The 14,665-nt window shown below is 74.1% G+C and carries 13 protein-coding genes and 1 pseudogene; 7 read left to right on the top strand and 7 right to left on the bottom strand.

Translation table 11 applies throughout. The annotated features are described in order from the left end of the window. Positions 1–146: 146 nt before the first annotated feature. Positions 147–1,466, bottom strand: coding sequence for a DUF2254 domain-containing protein (locus AMK19_RS09635; protein ID WP_073810101.1), 1,320 nt, complete (start codon positions 1,464–1,466; stop codon positions 147–149). Positions 1,467–1,586: 120 nt separating this feature from the next. On the opposite strand from AMK19_RS09635, the gene AMK19_RS09630 reads away from it, so the two are divergent. Together AMK19_RS09630 and AMK19_RS09625 are read left to right on the top strand one after the other, a co-directional pair. Then, positions 1,587–2,384, top strand: a complete 798-nt coding sequence (locus tag AMK19_RS09630; RefSeq protein ID WP_073810099.1) for a maleylpyruvate isomerase family mycothiol-dependent enzyme — start codon at positions 1,587–1,589, stop codon at positions 2,382–2,384. A 183-nt stretch (positions 2,385–2,567) separates the two neighbouring features. After that, positions 2,568–2,972, top strand: coding sequence for a hypothetical protein (locus AMK19_RS09625; RefSeq protein WP_143200134.1), 405 nt, complete (start codon positions 2,568–2,570; stop codon positions 2,970–2,972). Positions 2,973–2,981: 9 nt separating this feature from the next. On the opposite strand, the gene AMK19_RS09620 is transcribed toward AMK19_RS09625, so the two are convergent. Both AMK19_RS09620 and AMK19_RS09615 read right to left on the bottom strand, forming a co-directional pair. Continuing rightward, positions 2,982–4,022, bottom strand: a complete 1,041-nt coding sequence (locus tag AMK19_RS09620) for a TIGR03617 family F420-dependent LLM class oxidoreductase (protein WP_073810096.1) — start codon at positions 4,020–4,022, stop codon at positions 2,982–2,984. Between the two features lie 229 nt (positions 4,023–4,251). Then, positions 4,252–5,436: a serine hydrolase domain-containing protein gene (locus AMK19_RS09615; protein WP_073810094.1), complete on the bottom strand. Its 1,185-nt coding sequence runs from the start codon at positions 5,434–5,436 to the stop codon at positions 4,252–4,254. A 113-nt stretch (positions 5,437–5,549) separates the two neighbouring features. Between AMK19_RS09615 and AMK19_RS09610 the strand changes: the two genes are divergently transcribed. Beyond that, positions 5,550–6,704, top strand: coding sequence for a sensor histidine kinase (locus AMK19_RS09610; RefSeq protein WP_073810092.1), 1,155 nt, complete (start codon positions 5,550–5,552; stop codon positions 6,702–6,704). Further along, positions 6,692–7,336: a response regulator gene (locus tag AMK19_RS09605; protein ID WP_073810091.1), complete on the top strand. Its 645-nt coding sequence runs from the start codon at positions 6,692–6,694 to the stop codon at positions 7,334–7,336. Before AMK19_RS09610 ends, AMK19_RS09605 begins: the two co-directional genes overlap by 13 nt. Before the next feature lie 7 nt (positions 7,337–7,343). Here the strand turns inward: AMK19_RS09605 and AMK19_RS09600 are convergent, their stop codons facing one another. Further along, a complete protein-coding gene (locus AMK19_RS09600) occupies positions 7,344–7,844 on the bottom strand; it encodes a peptidylprolyl isomerase (RefSeq protein WP_073810089.1) in 501 nt (166 codons plus the stop codon). Positions 7,845–7,868: 24 nt separating this feature from the next. Between AMK19_RS09600 and AMK19_RS36460 the strand changes: the two genes are divergently transcribed. Together AMK19_RS36460 and AMK19_RS09590 are read left to right on the top strand one after the other, a co-directional pair. Further along, on the top strand, positions 7,869–8,099 hold the full coding sequence (locus tag AMK19_RS36460) for a hypothetical protein (RefSeq protein WP_198953280.1): 231 nt from the start codon (positions 7,869–7,871) through the stop codon (positions 8,097–8,099). Positions 8,100–8,204: 105 nt separating this feature from the next. Next, positions 8,205–9,026, top strand: a complete 822-nt coding sequence (locus AMK19_RS09590) for an alpha/beta fold hydrolase (RefSeq protein WP_073810088.1) — start codon at positions 8,205–8,207, stop codon at positions 9,024–9,026. Positions 9,027–9,083: 57 nt separating this feature from the next. Here the strand turns inward: AMK19_RS09590 and AMK19_RS09585 are convergent, their stop codons facing one another. Continuing rightward, positions 9,084–12,851, bottom strand: a complete 3,768-nt coding sequence (locus AMK19_RS09585; RefSeq protein ID WP_073810086.1) for a S8 family serine peptidase — start codon at positions 12,849–12,851, stop codon at positions 9,084–9,086. 168 nt (positions 12,852–13,019) lie between these two features. On the opposite strand from AMK19_RS09585, the gene AMK19_RS09580 reads away from it, so the two are divergent. Continuing rightward, positions 13,020–13,994 carry a hypothetical protein gene (locus AMK19_RS09580; protein ID WP_073810084.1) on the top strand — a complete coding sequence of 325 codons (975 nt, stop codon included), beginning with the start codon at positions 13,020–13,022 and terminating at the stop codon, positions 13,992–13,994. Positions 13,995–14,010: 16 nt separating this feature from the next. Here the strand turns inward: AMK19_RS09580 and AMK19_RS37040 are convergent, their stop codons facing one another. Together AMK19_RS37040 and AMK19_RS38420 are read right to left on the bottom strand one after the other, a co-directional pair. Further along, entirely contained in the window at positions 14,011–14,151 is a 141-nt protein-coding gene (locus tag AMK19_RS37040) for a hypothetical protein (protein ID WP_241844316.1), read from the bottom strand. A 110-nt stretch (positions 14,152–14,261) separates the two neighbouring features. Next, positions 14,262–14,429 (bottom strand): annotated as a pseudogene (locus AMK19_RS38420) (IPT/TIG domain-containing protein); the annotation flags it as partial. Positions 14,430–14,665: the final 236 nt, after the last annotated feature.

Below are 14,665 nucleotides of genomic sequence, written 5' to 3'. Positions count from 1 at the left end.
CGTTTCTTCGGATCCGCCCGGGAGCTCCTCCCGGGCGGATCCGCCGTTTTCGGGGGTCCTGCGCTCTCGGGGTCCTGCGCTTTCGGGGCCCGGCGCTTTCGGGGTCTGGCGCTCCCGGGGGTCCTGCTTCGGGGCCGTGCCGGGTCTCAGCCGATGCCCTGGCGGTCGGGGGTGAGCGCGAACGCCCGGTTCTGCTCGTCCGGGACGGACGCGGTGACGGCCCGTTCCAGCAGCCGGCGCTGGTTCAGCAGCGGGGCGCGCCGCGGTTCGGGGACGATCCGCAGCAGGTCGTCCAGGGCGGCGACCAGGCGGCGGGTGACCTGGGGCTGGCCGGCCCCGCAGATCCGGATCTCGGTGAACGCCAGGTCCACCGTCGCCTCCCAGTCCGGCACCGGCTGCACCAGCCGCACCGCGCCGTCCGCGTCCCGGTGGCGCAGCTCGCCGAGGTGCAGCGGGGCGAGGACGGCGAGCAGCTGATGGATGCGGTCGACGGCCTGCACGGCGGTGGTGGGGTCGTTGACGGCGGGCGACAGGGCGCGGATGGCGATGTCGACGAGCTGGCGGAAGCCGAAGCCGAGGTCCTGGTGCATGGTGCGGTCCACGCCGACGTTCAGCGCGGTGGTGATCCAGCCCGGCCGGGGCGGGGTGCCGCCGGCGACCAGCACGGTCGGGGTGCCGGGCGCGATGAAGTCGCCGATCCGCGGCACCAGGTGCAGCACCGTCCCGTGCCGCCGCGCCACCCGCACCAGGCGGCGGATGTTGACGTCCCGCAGCACGCCGGCCCGCCCTTCGTGCAGCAGCGTCGGCCCCTGCGGAGCCGGGCCGTCCGCGAGCTCCGGGGCGAGCCAGCGGTACGCCAGCAGCACCTGCAGCGACTCCCGGGTGACCCGGTCGATCACGTGCGGCACCCGCAGCAGCCGCAGCGTCGCCTGCACGTACAGCACGAACAGCGCCAGGCTCAGCATCACCAGGACGAGCGCCACCACCGTCGAGACGATCGGCACCGAGACGGCGCGCGTCGGATCGGTGGTCTCGTCGTAGCCGAGCTGCACCAGCAGCGTGAAGACGAACGTCGCCAGGCAGGTCGAGAACGTCGCCTTCGTCAGCCGGCTGCGCACGTACAGGCGCAGCACCCGGGGGCTCATCTGACCCGCCGCCATCTGCAGCGACACCAGCGAGATCGAGAACACCACGCCGATGAACGTCAGCATCGCCGAACTGACCGTCGACACCACGCTCTTCGCCGCGGACGTGAACGACAGCAGGGTGTCGGCCGTCTGCTCGGCGGTGGCCTCCGCGAAGATCTCCCGGTCGATGAGATCCGTCAGCCCCGCCAGCAGCACCGCGCCCACGCACGTCACCAGCGGCGCGAACCAGAACGACTCCCGCAGGTGCTCCCGCAACGGCGACAGCGCCCGGTACCGCGGCCGCCGACGCCTCCCGCTGTGCTGCTGCTCCTCGCTCATCCCGCCAGGCTAGGGCCTGTCTTCGAACCCGCGCCGCAGCCCCGCGGCGTCTGGTGCGTGCTCTCGGCGGGCCGGGAAAATCGCTGTCCGGTCACCGGGGGCCGGTGGTAGACATCCGGCGTGCAAAAGAATCTTGAGTTTCCCGACCTGCTGCGACTGATCGACGAGCGGTCGACCGCCTTCCGCGCCGAGGTCGCCGCCGCGCCGGATCTCGACGCGCCGGTGCCGACCTGCCCCGGGTGGACGCTGTTCGATCTGGTGAAGCACCTGGGTGGGGGAGACCGTTTCTGGGCCGCCGTCGTCGGTGCGGGGCCCGCCGACGGTCCCCCGGCCGAGGCGGTCGCTGCGCGCGCCGCGCTGGAGGTGCCGCAGGAGCGTGCGGCGCTGCTGGCCTGGCTGGCCGCGTCGACGGAGCTTCTGCTGAGCGCCCTGCGCGAGGCCGGGCCGGAGGCCGGTTGCTGGACGTGGTGGCCGGTGTCGCAGTCGCCGGTCACCGCCGGCGGTGTCGCCCGGCACCGGGTCCAGGAGACCGCGATGCACACGTACGACGTCCAGGTCTCCGCGGGCGCCCCGCAGGCGCTGCCGCTCGACGTGGCACTCGACGGCGTGGAGGAGTTCCTGTTCACCGTCTGCGCCACGCCGGCCGCCTGGCCGCACAAGCCCACCGCCTTCGACTTCCACGCCACCGAGGGCCGCTCCTGGCGCCTCACGGTCGACGGCGACGGCGCACGCACCACCCGCATCCCCGCGCCCACGGCCACCCCCGGCGAGGACGCGGACGCGGCCGGCGCCTCCGTCCACGGCACGGCCAGTGAGCTGGTCATCTACATGTACGACCGTATCCCGGCCAACTCCCTGCGCGTGGACGGAGACGCCGGGCTGCTCGACCTGCTCCGCGCCTGGGAGCCGGAGGAGTAGGACGCAGCGGAGGCGCCGACTGCCAGTCAGAACGTTGGCACGACAGTCAGCACGGAGCTCACGGCGGGTACGGGGGCCGTCTCATGAGCGGGGACGGACGAGCGTGCAGTTCGCGGTCGAGGCCGCCGCCGGATTCCGGCGTTCACCCCCGCACGTCCGTGCGTGTGGGGGACGCTGGTCGGCATGACGGACACGGGCACGGACGCGAACTTCAGGGGCCGCACACCCGAGGAGATGGAGCTGCCGCTCGACCTGGTCGAGCGGATCAGGCTGGTGTGCAGGCTGCTCGCTCTGCCGGTCGCCGAGCGCAGCGGTGCCCCTGGCGTACAACTGCGCCGTGACGACCCGTGGCGGCCGGGCGAGGTGGCCGACCACGTCACGGTGTCGTGGGGCGTGACGGACGAATTGATGGACGCCGACGAGTTCCGGCCCGTGGACACGACGAACCCCTCGCTGTACGACGCCACCGACATGCTGGAAGAGGCGCTGGTGCGGGCACTCCGCCTCGGCGGGCTGGACGTCGTGCGCGCCGAGGACACCCGCGAGTGGCACGTTCGACGGATCACCGGGCCGTCTCCGCTCGACTGATCGTCGTTGTCAGGACGCTGTCCGGTTCGCTCCGCCCGCTGCCGAGAGGACGTCGAGCAGGGGGGCGGCGTCCGTTTCGTCGGGGCCGCTGAGGCAGAGGCGGTCGACGAGGGGGGCGTAGCGGTGGTGGAGTTCGCGGGCGACGGTGGTGGGGTCGCCGGTGACGGCGAAGGTGGTGAGGACGGTGTCGTCGATCAGGTGGCCCATTTCTTGCCAGCGGCCGCGGACGGAGAGGGGGTGGAGTTCGTCCTGGAGGGCGGCCCAGCCGTGGGTTTCGAGGACGGGGCGGTAGGCGGGGGTGGAGGCGTAGAAGGCGAGGCGTTCGCGGACGAGGCGGAGGTTGGTGCGGTATTCCTCCTCGGTGCGGCCGGTGGCGACGAGGACGTTGGCGACCACTTCGAACGGGCGGGCGGTCCACGGGGCGTTCTCCGCCTCGGACTTGGCGCGGGCGGCGCGGACGGCCGGCAGGACGGCGGTGGCCAGGTGTTGCGGCGAGCCGAAGGGATGGGCGAGGAAGCCGTCGGCGGCGGCGCCTGCGGTGGCGGTCATCAGCGGGCCGACACCGGCGAGCAGCAGCGGCGGGGGCTCGAAGGGCAGCGGGGCGGGCGCGAAGACCGGTGTCATCAGGGTGTGCTGGTAGAACTCGCCCCGGAAGGCGAGGCGTTCGCCGGTCTGCCAGCTGTGCCAGACGGCCCGCACGGCGGCCAGGTAGTCGTGCATGCGGGCCGCGGGGCGGTCCCACGGCATGCCGAAGCGGCGGACGATGTGGGGTTTGATCTGCGTCCCGAGGCCGATCGCCGCCCGTCCGCCGGAGCTCTCGTGCAGGCCCCACGCCTCGTAGGCGAGTGTCATCGGGGTGCGGGCGAAGGCGATGGCGACGCCGGTCGCGAGGCCGATCCGGGTGGTGCGGTCGGCGGCGCGGGCGAGTTGCAGGAACGGGTTGTGCGAGGTCTCCGACAGGACGAACCGTCCGGCGCCGCGTTCCTCGGCTTCGCGGGCCAGCGCGGGTGCGGTGGCGGGCAGCGGCGGTGCGGCGAGGTCGATCTGCATGGGCGGACACTCCTGCGGGACGTGCGGCGGTGTGACGGAACGGCAGTGCGGCAGTGTGCCGGTACGGCGGTGTGACGGTCCCGATGCTATGCGGCGCGCGCGGAGGGCCTGTCAGGACGGCACCGACCTCCACGGCCACGCCGCCCCGCCGTGAGGACGCCCCCGACCGCACCGCCCCGCTCACCGGCCGCTACGGCCGCGTCGCGCCCCCGGTCATGACGACCCCCGGTCATGAGCACAGCGCGTCGTCCACCAGGCGGTTCTCGGCCTCGGCGATCCGGGCGACGTCGTCCGGGGAGGCGATGACGACGCCCGACAGCGAGGCCGTGACGGCGCGGCGGCCGTCGGCGGTGACGCCGGTGGCGGTGATCCAGCCGGCGTCGCCGCCCTCGTGGCCCCAGTAGAGGCCGCCGCAGGAGAGCGGGCGGGAGAACAGGCCGAGGCCGTCGCGGGCGCCCGGCATCAGCTGTTCGAAGTCCTGGCCGACCGCCACCGTCTGCTGCATCAGGGCGAGTTGGGCGGGCGGGAGCAGTCGGCCGCCGAGCAGGGCGGTGAGGAAGCGGTCGAGGTCGGCGGTGGTGGAGATCAGGCCGGCCTCGCCGTTGGCGCCCATGCCGACCTGCTCGGTGACGTCCACCAGCGGGCCGCCCTCGGTGAAGCGCTGGTAGGTGGCGGCGTGCGGCTGCGGGAGGGCGGGGGCGGTGCCGGGCCAGGTGGTGTGGTCGAGGGCGAGCGGGCGCACGATGCGGTCGTGCACCTCCTGGTGCCAGGGGTGTCCGGTGACCCGTTCGACGATCATGCCGAGCAGGACGTAGCCGGTGTTGTTGTAGCTCCACTGGGCGCCGGGCGCGAAGTCCGGCTGGTGGGCGGTGGCGCGGGCGACGGTCTGCGCGGCCGTGGTGCTGTCGTTGCGGTGCTGCTGGAAGTCGTCGGCGGAGGTGTAGTCGGGGTAGTCGTCGTGCAGGCCGCTGCGGTGCTGGAGCAGGTCGCGGACGGTGATCGTCCGTCCGTCGTTGCCGTTGCCGGCCACCACGCCGGGCAGTCGGCTCTCCACCGTGTCGTCCAGTGAGAGCTTTCCCTCGCCGACGAGTTGCAGGACGACGGTGGCCACGAAGGCCTTGGTGACGCTGGCGATCCGGAAGTAGCCGTCGGCAGGCACAGGCTGTCGGGACGTCATGTCGGCGACGCCGGCGACGGCGGTCCGGTCGGGGTGGCCGGGGGTGGTGAGGCGGGCCTGTACGCCGGTGACGCCGAGGGCGGTGAGCGCGTCGACGTCGCGCTGCAGCCGGTCCTGCCGGTCGGCGGCGTCGGCACCGAGCAGGCCGGCGGTCAGCGCCCCGGCGGCGAGGACGGCGAGGGCCGACAGCAGGAGGGTCCGGCGGCGGCGGGGAGCGGAGTTCGGTGTGGTGGTCATGGCCGTTGACGCTAGGCCGGGCCGGTCGGCGCGGTCGGTACCCCGCACGGGTGGAAAAAGAGGGTGGCAGGCTGTAGTGCCGGGCCGGGTGACGATCACTCAGACTTGTCCGAATGAACGATCAAGGGGGCGGCCGGCTGCCGGCACGGTGGCGCGGCCTCGGATATCTGATCACCGGCCTGGCCGCGGCCGTGGCCACACTCGTCGTACTGCCGGTGCTGCTGGTGCCGGGGGCGGCGCGCCCCTGGGCGTCCTGGCACCGGCGCCGCGCCGACCGCCTGCTGGCCGCGCAGCCGTCCGGGCCGGTCCGGGCCGGCGGGTGGCGGCTGCTGGCATGGGTCGGCGCGAGCACCGGCGCGGGTCTGGCGTTCGGGCTGGTCGCCGTGGTGTGCGCGGGCAACGCGGTGACGGCGGCCGTCACCGTCCCGCTCTGGTGGGCGCTGCCGCCCGGCACCCGTGCGGGCGGCTTCGCGTTCGGCGCGCCGTTGACCGGCTGGGGCACCGCGTTGACGCTGGGGACGGCGCAGGCGGCGGTGTTCGCCGCGTTGACGTACCTGCTGGCGCCGGTGCTGGCGCGGCTGCACGCCCGGCTGTGCGTGGCGCTGCTGTCGCCGTCGGCGGCCGACCGGCTGGCCCGGCAGGTGGCGACGCTGACCGAGACCCGCACCGGTGCGATGAACGCGCACGGCGCGGAACTGCGCCGGATCGAACGGGACTTGCACGACGGCACCCAGGCCCGGCTGGTGGCGATCGCGATGCGGCTCGGCGTGGCCCGCGAACTGCTGGGCGAGCAGCCGGAGTTGGTGGAGAAGCTGTTGGCGGAGGCGCAGCAGGGCACGGAGGACGCGATGGCGGAGCTGCGGGCGGTCATCCGGACGATCTATCCGCCGATCCTCGCCGACCGGGGTCTGGCGGGGGCGTTGGCGGCGCTGGCGGCGGGGGCGGCGATCGGCGCCGACCTGGAGGCGGGCGAGCTCGGCGAGGTTCCGGCGGCGGTGGAGGCGGTGGCGTACTTCGCGGTCGCCGAGGCGCTCACCAACGCGGCCAAGCACAGCGGCGCGGCCCGGGCGGGCGTTCACGTGGCCCGCGTGGGCGACCGGTTGACGGTGGTGGTCGCGGACGACGGGGCGGGCGGCGCGGACGAGTCGCGGGGCACCGGCCTGGCGGGGATCCGGCACCGGGTGCTGGCGCTGGACGGTGTGGTGCGGGTGGACAGTCCGGTCGGGGGTCCGACCGTGATCGAGGTGGAGCTGCCGTGCGGGTCGTGATCGCCGAGGACAATGTGCTGCTCGCCGGCGGCCTCGAACTCCTGTTGACGGCAAAGGGTTTCGAGGTGGTGGCGATCGCCGCCGACGCGCCGGCCTTCCTCGCCGCGGTCGAGGAGCACCGTCCGGACGTCGCCATCGTGGACGTCCGTCTGCCGCCGGACTTCCGCGACGAGGGCATCCGGGCGGCGATCCGGGCCCGCCGCCGGCGGCCGGGTCTGCCGGTGCTGGTGCTGTCGCAGTACGTGGAGCGGCAGTACGCGGGCGAGTTGGTCTCGGACGGGCGCGGCGGGGTCGGCTACCTGCTGAAGGACCGGGTGGGCCGGGTCAGCGAGTTCGTGGACGCGCTGCGCCGGGTGGCGGCGGGCGGGACGGTGATGGATCCGGAGGTGATCGGCCAGTTGCTCACCCGTCCCGCCCATGACCCGACCGCCGCGCTGACGCCGCGCGAGCGGGAGGTGCTCGCGCTGATGGCCGAGGGCCTGGACAACGCGGGCATCGCCGCCCGGCTGGTGATCACCGACAATGCGGTGCACAAGCACGTCGGCAACATCTTCACCAAGCTGGGCCTGTCCCCGGCGGACAGCGGGCACCGCCGGGTGCTGGCGGTGCTGAGCTACCTCAGCCGGCCGTGACGGGTGGTCACTCCACGACCTCGGCGCTGACCAGGACGACGTCCTCCTTGGGGACGTCGGCGTGGCCGGCCTTGGAGGCGGTCGGCACGGCCTCGATCGCGTCGACCACGTCCTGGCCCTCGACGACCTCGCCGAACACCGCGTAGCCCCAACCGGGGCCGGACTTGGCGGTGTGGTCGAGGAAGGCGTTGTCGGCGACGTTGACGAAGAACTGCGCGGTGGCGGAGTGCGGGTCCGAGGTGCGGGCCATCGCCACCGAGTACTTGGTGTTCTTCAGGCCGTTGTCGGCCTCGTTCTGGATCGGGGCGCGGGTGTCCTTGCGGCGCAGGCCCGGCTCCATGCCGCCGCCCTGGACCATGAAGTTGTTGATCACCCGGTGGAAGACGGTGCCGTTGTAGAACCCGTCCTGGACGTACTGGAGGAAGTTCGCGACCGTCGCGGGCGCCTTCTCCGCGTCGAGGCGGATCACGATGTCGCCGTGGTTGGTGTTCAGCTTGACCTTGGACAAGACAACCTCACTGGGGATGACGGAATGGTCCGCCCATCCTCGCAGGCCCCGCGGGCGGCGAAGCCGCGGGACCCGCAGGACCCGCCGGAGGCGCCGGCGGCGAGCGGCGAGCGGCGAGCAGCGAGCAGCAACGTGGATGCTGCGGGCGGGCAGGGCGGGCACCACGCGTGGGCGGCGGATGTCCCGCACACGTACGAGGCGGTGGCGGCGGGCGTCGAGGCGCTGCTGATGGTCCGTCATCCCACCGGCCGATAAGGCCACTTGTGGACCGCGAGTGGCATTGATCGACATCGCCGTCGCGTGGCATTGTCGGTTGACACCCCGTGGCCGACCGGCCCCGTAGCGTTGGGAGACGAGCACATGAGCACGCACAGCCCGTGGACGGCCCGGACGGTGGCCGCGGCCGGAGTCGAACTGCACTGCCGCGACTGGGCGGGCGCGGACGAGGCGCGGCCGGTGCTGCTGCTGCACGGCCTGGCGGGGCACGCCGGCGAGTGGGACGCGCTGGCGGCGGCCCTCGCCCCGGCGCACCGGGTGGTGGCGGTGGACCAGCGCGGCCACGGCCGCTCCACCCGCCGCCCGGAGGATCTCGGCCGGGAGGCGTACGTGGCGGACGTGCTGGCGGTCGCGGACGCGCTCGGCCTGGAGCGTCCGCTGCTGGTGGGCCAGTCGCTGGGCGGGCACACGGCGCTGCTGGCGGCCGCCGCGCACCCGGGGCGGTTCGCGGGAGTGGTGCTGGTGGAGGCCGCCGCGGCGGCCTCGCCGGACGCGCCGGCGGAGATCGGCGCGCTGCTGGCGTCCTGGCCGGTGCCGTTCGCGGAGCGCGCCTCGGCGGTCCGGTTCTTCGGCGGCGGCCCGCTGGGCGAGGCCTGGGCGGACGGCCTGGAGCAGCGCGAGGACGGCTGGTGGCCGCGGTTCGACACCGAGGTGATGGTGGCGGCGCTGGACGGGACCGCCGTCCGGGACCGCTGGGAGGACTGGGCGGGCGCGGCGCACTGCCCGGCGCTGCTGGTGCTCGGCGAGCACGGCATCGTTCCGGCGGCGGACGCGGACCGGATGCTGGCGCTGCGCCCGGACGTGCACGCGGCGAGCCTGCCGGGCGCCGGGCACGACGTCCACCTGGAGCGGCCGGCCGAACTGCACGGCCTGGTCGCGGAGTTCCTGCACGCGCTGCCCGTGTGACGGCACGCAGCGGGCCCCACCGGTACGGGAGACCGGTGGGGCCCGGGGGCGTCGACGTCAGCGCACGGCGTACGCGTCGGTGACGGTCTGGGTGACCTTGGCTCCGTCGGCCGAGGCCAGGGTGATCCGCAGGCTGACGTTCTTGCCGGAGGCGCCCGCGTGGTCGAGGACGGCGACCTTGTCGGCGCCGACGGCGGCGTCCGTCCAGGTGGTGCCGCCGTCGTAGGAGTACGCGAGCTTCGCGTCGGTCAGCGCGCCGGGGGTGTAGCCGCTCTGGCCGGTGGCGGAGAGCGCGATCCGCAGCGGCCCGGCGGCGGCGGTGCTGTTGCCGTCCAGGTCGATCCGGTAGTCGGGGAACAGCAGCGGCAGCGACTGCGAGTACGCGTTCGGGTCGCCCGCCGAACGGAAGCCGAACTCGGTGCGGACGGCGGTGGAGCGCTGCCACAGGTCGCGGTGGTACATCCGGGACTGGTCGAGCACCAGGGTGTACTCGCGGGCCTCGGCCGGCAGCTCCCAGACGTCCATCGGGCCGAACCAGGAGCGGCCCAACGACTCGCCGCCGCTGAAGAGTTCGACGGCGGCCAGGTCTCCGAAGTAGGCCTGGCTGCCGGTGTGGTCGGCGTTGCCGTCGCCCCACAGGGTGCGGGTGAGGTCGACGCCGATCAGGTCGGCCTGGCGTTCGCCGACCAGCAGCGCGGAGCCGTCGGCGGCACGCCCGGCGGTGGGCCGCAGCACGCCCCGGTACCACTCCTCGGTGCGCTGCTGCCCGGCCTGGTAGCGGCGCGGCAGGTCCTGCATGAACTCGGCGAACGGCCAGCTGCTCTGCCCGTCGTGCAGCCAGGTGGTGTCGTCGGCGGTGTAGCGGGCGGTGCGGGTGGACGGGGTGGCGACCAGGCCCTGCGCGACGGCGGTGCCGCCGTACGGGTTCCACGGGCGCTGGACGGTGAGGTAGTCGCTCATCCGGACGGGCGTGCCGACGGAGTGCCAGTTCTCGGTGACGGTGGCGAGGTCGCGGTCGCGGACGGTGTGGCGCTGCTTGCCGGCGATCGAACCGGCGTCGCGGAAGGCCAGGTTGTACACGTAGGGGCTGTCGGCGGCGGAGGTCCAGCCGAGGGTGACGGCGCCCTTGCCGAGGGCGGCCTTCAGCGCGGCGGCCCGGTCGGCGGTGATCGGCAGCACGGGCGCGTCCAGGCTGATGTCGTTCTTGCCGAACACGCCGGGGGTGTTGCGGTACGTCAGCACGCCGACGGCGCCGGCGTTCTTGGCGTTGGTGGAGACGGTGCGCTGCGAGGTGCCGTTGTCGGGGACGAGGACCAGCTTGCCCCTGGCGTCGGCGGCGGCCAGGTCGGCCGGGTCGGCGCTGGCGGCGGAGGCGAGCAACGCGCTTCCGGTGTGCGGCAGTTGGGCCTCGTCGGCGTACTGGGCGTAGTGCGGCTCCAGGGTGAGGCCGGCGCCCTTGAGGACGACCTCGGGGGCGGCCGTCCGCAGGTAGCTGCCGAACTCGAAGCCGCCGGTGCGGGCCTTGCCGGAGCCCCAGGCGGAGAGTTCGACGGGCAGCGGGCCGGTGCGCACGCCGGTGGAGTCGACCCACTTGTCGCCCCACCAGCGGCCGAGTTCGAGCGCGCCGCCGCGCACCTGGACGTCGCGGTCGGCCTGCACCTCGATCCGGGCGGCCTGGCGGGCGTCGAGAGTGAGGACGGTGTCCTTGGTCAGCTGGATCTCGGGCATGGCGAGCGCGGTGACGCCCTTCGCCGCGGCCTCGCCGGTGGGGTCGCCCCGCTCGGGGGTGACCACGAATCCGCTCAGCGAGTACGTGCCGGGGCGCAGCCGGTAGACGATCTCGCCGTTGGCGTTCGGGGCCTGGCGGCTGCCGGTGGCCTGGCCGAGGTCGACCATGGTGATGCTGGTGCCGACGTCGGCCGCGGCGGGCTTGCCGTCGCGGTCGATCAGCTTGACCCGGACGGCGAGGGTCTCGGGCTCGACGTACGCGTTGAACGGGGTGGAGACGGTCGCGCCGTTGTCGGCGGTGGCGAGCACCCGGCCGGTGACGTCGCCGTACTGGCCGCCCGTCAGCTTCGCGTTCGTGTCGAAGGTGAGCGGCACCTGCACGGTGGCCCCGGCGGCGACGGTGATCTTCTCGGCGCCGAGCTTGACGAGCTTCGACTTGATCGCGGACTCGTCGTCGCCGTCGGTGCGCTGCACGCTCAGCCTGAGCGTGACGGGCCTGTCGGAGGTGTTGGTGTACGGAAGTTGGACGGTGCGGGTGTCGGACTTCTGCTGCGGCCAGGCGAAGTCGCCGAAGCCGACGGCGGGCGCGCCGAGCACGCTCTGGCCGGCGGCGACGTCGACGCGCAGCCGGCCCGCGCCGGTCTGCTGGACGTCGCCGGGGACGGTGGCCAGCGCGGACGACACCAGTGCGGCCTTGAGCTGCGCGGCGCTCCACTCGGGGTGGCGCTGCTTGACCAGGGCTGCGCTGCCCGCGACCAGCGGGGTGGCCATCGAGGTGCCGGACATCGAGGTGTAGGCGTAGACGCCGCGTCCGCCGGCGGCGGCTCCCTTGACGTCGACGCCGGGCGCGGCAATCTCGGGCTTCAGGGTGTGCGCGCCGGTGACGGAGCCGTGCGAGGAGAACGCGGCGGTGCCGTCCTTGGCGTCGACCGCGCCGACGGTGAGCACGGCGGGCGCGCAGCCGGGCGAGCTGACGGACTGGTAGCTGCCGAGGTTGCCGGCGGCGACCACGAACAGCGCCTTGGACTGCTCGGCGATGCGCTGCGCGGCCACCGACATCGGGTCGGTGCAGTCGCTGGGTTCGGGGCTGCCGAGGGACATCGACACCACGTCGGCGCCGGAGTCGGCGGCCCACTGCATGCCGGCGATGATCTGGGAGTCGGTGCCGGAGCCGCCGTCGTCGAGGACCTTGCCGACCAGCAGCCGGGCCTGGTCGGCGACGCCGCGTTCCTTGCCGCCGGAGGCCTTGCCGGTGCCGGCGATCTCGGAGGCGACGAAGGTGCCGTGGCCGACGGCGTCGTGCACGTCCTCGTCGACGGTGTCTCCGGTGAAGTTGCGGCGGGCGTCGACCTGTCCGGCCAAGTCGGGGTGCTGGTCGTCGATGCCGGTGTCGAGGACGGCGACCTTGACGCCCTGCCCGCCGAGGCCGGCGGCCCAGGCGGCGGGCGCGCCGATCTGCTTGTTCTCGGCGTCGTTGGCGGTGCGGACCTTGCGGTCCAGCCAGAGCTTGGTCAGGCCGTCGCGGCCCTTGCCGTCCGGGCCGACCAGCTGGTTCCAGGTCTTGGCGGCGTCGTCCTTGGCGGGCGTGAAGGCCACGCCGTCGACGGCCTTGAGCTGCTTGGTGCCGGCGGCGCGGGCGCGGGCCTGCGGGCTGGCGTCGGCGGCCTTCGCGTCCCGGTAGGTGGCGATCAGCGGCAGCGTCCGGGCGTTCCGGTCGTCGTAGCCCTGGCGCAGCAGCGCGGTGACGTTGAACAGGCCGCGGTCGACAGTGCCGGCGGCGAGGGCGGCGGAGGCGTGCTGCGGAATGACGTACTGGTCGCCGTTCTGCTGCTGGGTGAACGTCAGCGGGACGTTGCCGTGCTCGTCGGGCAGTACGGTGACGGTGGTGCGGCCGTCGTTCCCGGTGCTGACCTGCACCCGGTCGCCGGTGATCAGGGTGACGGTGCGCGGGGCGGCGCTCTGGCGTCCCGTCAGGGTGGAGCCCGGGGTGCCGGGCTGGGCGGCGAGGGCCTGCCCGGTCGAGGTGAGCGTGCCGGTGGCGAGGATGCCCGCCGCCGCCAGGGCCATCGCGCCGCGTATGCGCGCCGTTCGTGTCATGAACGCCTCCAGGTTCGGGTCATGGCCGGTGAGCCTGGCAGAAGACGGGACTGACCGGTCATGATGTGCGCTGGCGGATCACCGCCCGGCGGCAAACCGCCACCCGCCCACGGGCGGTGCGGACGGGCGGCGGGCGGGTGGTCCTGGGGACGGCGGAACGGAGCGCGGATGCTGGCGGCGATAGGTCTGGACGAGCACGCCGAACGGGTCTACACCCACCTGGTGGCCCACGGCCCGGCGTCCCGCGCCGAACTGGCCGCCCGCTGCGGCCCGGTGCCGACCGGCTCGCTCGAACTGCTCCAGGCCTGCGGGCTGGTCGCCCCCGGCGCCGACCTCCGCTACACCGCCGCTCCCCCGGCGGTCGCCCTGGAAGCGCTGCTCACCGGCCGCCGACACGCCCTGCGGGAGGCCGAGTTGACGGCCTCCACCCTCACCGAGGCCTACCGGTCGGCGACCTCGCGCGCGGGCCGGGCGGACCGCGACCTGGTGGAGGTGGTGGCCGGGCGGGCCGCGATCAGCCACCGCGTCACGCAGTTGCAGGCCGGCGCGGAGCACGAGCTGCTGGCGCTGGTGACGGGCCGTCACCAGGTGGTGGCCGCCGACGAGACCGGCGCGGAGTCGGCGGCGGTGGAGCGCGGCGTCACCTACCGGGTGGTGCTGGAGCGCCGCGCCCTGGACGAACCGGGCGCGGCGCAGCCACTGTTCGAGGCGATGGACCGGCAGCAGCACATCCGGGTGGTCGAGCAGGTCCCCACCAAGCTGATCGTCGCGGACCGCTCCCTCGCCCTCGTCCCGCTCACCGACTCCACCGCCGACCCGGTCGCGCTGGTGGTCCGCGCGCCCGCCCTGGTCACCGTCTTCACCGTCCTGTTCGAACAGACCTGGGAGTGGGCCCACCCGCTCGGCCGCACCGGCCCCGCGACCGTCGCCGTCGGCCCCGTCCCCGCGGGCGAACCCGACGAGACCGACCGCCGCATCCTCGCGCTCCTGCTCTCCGGCGCCACCGACCCCGCCGTCGCCAAACAGCTCAGCCTCGGCCTGCGCACCGTCCAACGCCGCATCAGCCGCCTGATGTCACTGGCCCGCGCCGACACCCGCATCCAACTCGGCTGGCAGGCCCACCGCCGCGGCTGGGTCGACTGAGGCCGCCGCCGCCCCGTCACGCCTCCTCGTAGGTGAACTCGGCGACCGGACCGGTCGGGGACGAGTAGCCGTTGGACAGCACGGTGATGTCGACAGTGCGGGACTTGCCGGGGCCGGTGCTCGGCTGGGGGGCGGTGGCGACGAGTTCGCCGGGCACGCCGGTGCGCCTGATCCGGACGGACGGGGAAGGGCCGTCGCCGAAGAAGACCCGGGCGTCGGAGCCGAAGTTGACGCCGGAGTGCGGGACTTGCCGGGGCCGGTGCTCGGCTGGGGGGCGGTGGCGACAAGTTCGCCGGGCGCGCCGGTGCGCCTGATCCGGACGGACGGGGAAGGGCCGTCGCCGAAGAAGACCCGGGCGTCGGAGCCGAAGTTGACGCCGGTGATGGTGACGGAGTGGTCCTTGCGGCCGCTGTCCGGGTCGATGCCGGTGATCACCACCGGGGCGGGGCCGTCGTAGGCGAACCGGCCGAAGGGGACGGCCGGCGAGGTGCCCGGGTTGGTGGTGACCCGGACGGCGACCACGCCGGCGCCGGGAGGCGCGTGGACGGTGAACGCGGTGCCGTCGCCGGAAATGAGCGGGTCCTGGCACGGGAGGTCATGCCATCGGGCGTACGCCCTCGCGGCGCCGCAGCCGTCGGGCCGTCGAGCCGTCAGGCCGTCAGGCCGTCAGG

Origin of the sequence: Kitasatospora sp. CB01950 (assembly GCF_001905465.1) — a bacterium.
Classification (GTDB): Bacteria; Actinomycetota; Actinomycetes; order Streptomycetales; family Streptomycetaceae; genus Kitasatospora.
The sequence above is the reverse complement of the archived record's forward strand: the minus strand, read 5'-3'. Positions and strand labels throughout refer to the sequence as shown.

Excerpts from the sequence above, each read along its gene's own strand:
- AMK19_RS09620 (WP_073810096.1), bottom strand. The coding sequence starts at position 4,022 with ATGCAGATCGACCTCGCCGCACCGCCGCTGCCCGCCACCGCACCCGCG.
- AMK19_RS09590 (WP_073810088.1), top strand. The coding sequence starts at position 8,205 with ATGAGCACGCACAGCCCGTGGACGGCCCGGACGGTGGCCGCGGCCGGA.
- AMK19_RS36460 (WP_198953280.1), top strand. The coding sequence starts at position 7,869 with ATGGTCCGCCCATCCTCGCAGGCCCCGCGGGCGGCGAAGCCGCGGGAC.
- AMK19_RS09610 (WP_073810092.1), top strand. The coding sequence starts at position 5,550 with ATGAACGATCAAGGGGGCGGCCGGCTGCCGGCACGGTGGCGCGGCCTC.
- AMK19_RS09625 (WP_143200134.1), top strand. The coding sequence starts at position 2,568 with ATGACGGACACGGGCACGGACGCGAACTTCAGGGGCCGCACACCCGAG.
- AMK19_RS09635 (WP_073810101.1), bottom strand. The coding sequence starts at position 1,466 with ATGAGCGAGGAGCAGCAGCACAGCGGGAGGCGTCGGCGGCCGCGGTAC.
- AMK19_RS09615 (WP_073810094.1), bottom strand. The coding sequence starts at position 5,436 with ATGACCACCACACCGAACTCCGCTCCCCGCCGCCGCCGGACCCTCCTG.
- AMK19_RS09585 (WP_073810086.1), bottom strand. The coding sequence starts at position 12,851 with ATGACACGAACGGCGCGCATACGCGGCGCGATGGCCCTGGCGGCGGCG.
- AMK19_RS09580 (WP_073810084.1), top strand. The coding sequence starts at position 13,020 with ATGCTGGCGGCGATAGGTCTGGACGAGCACGCCGAACGGGTCTACACC.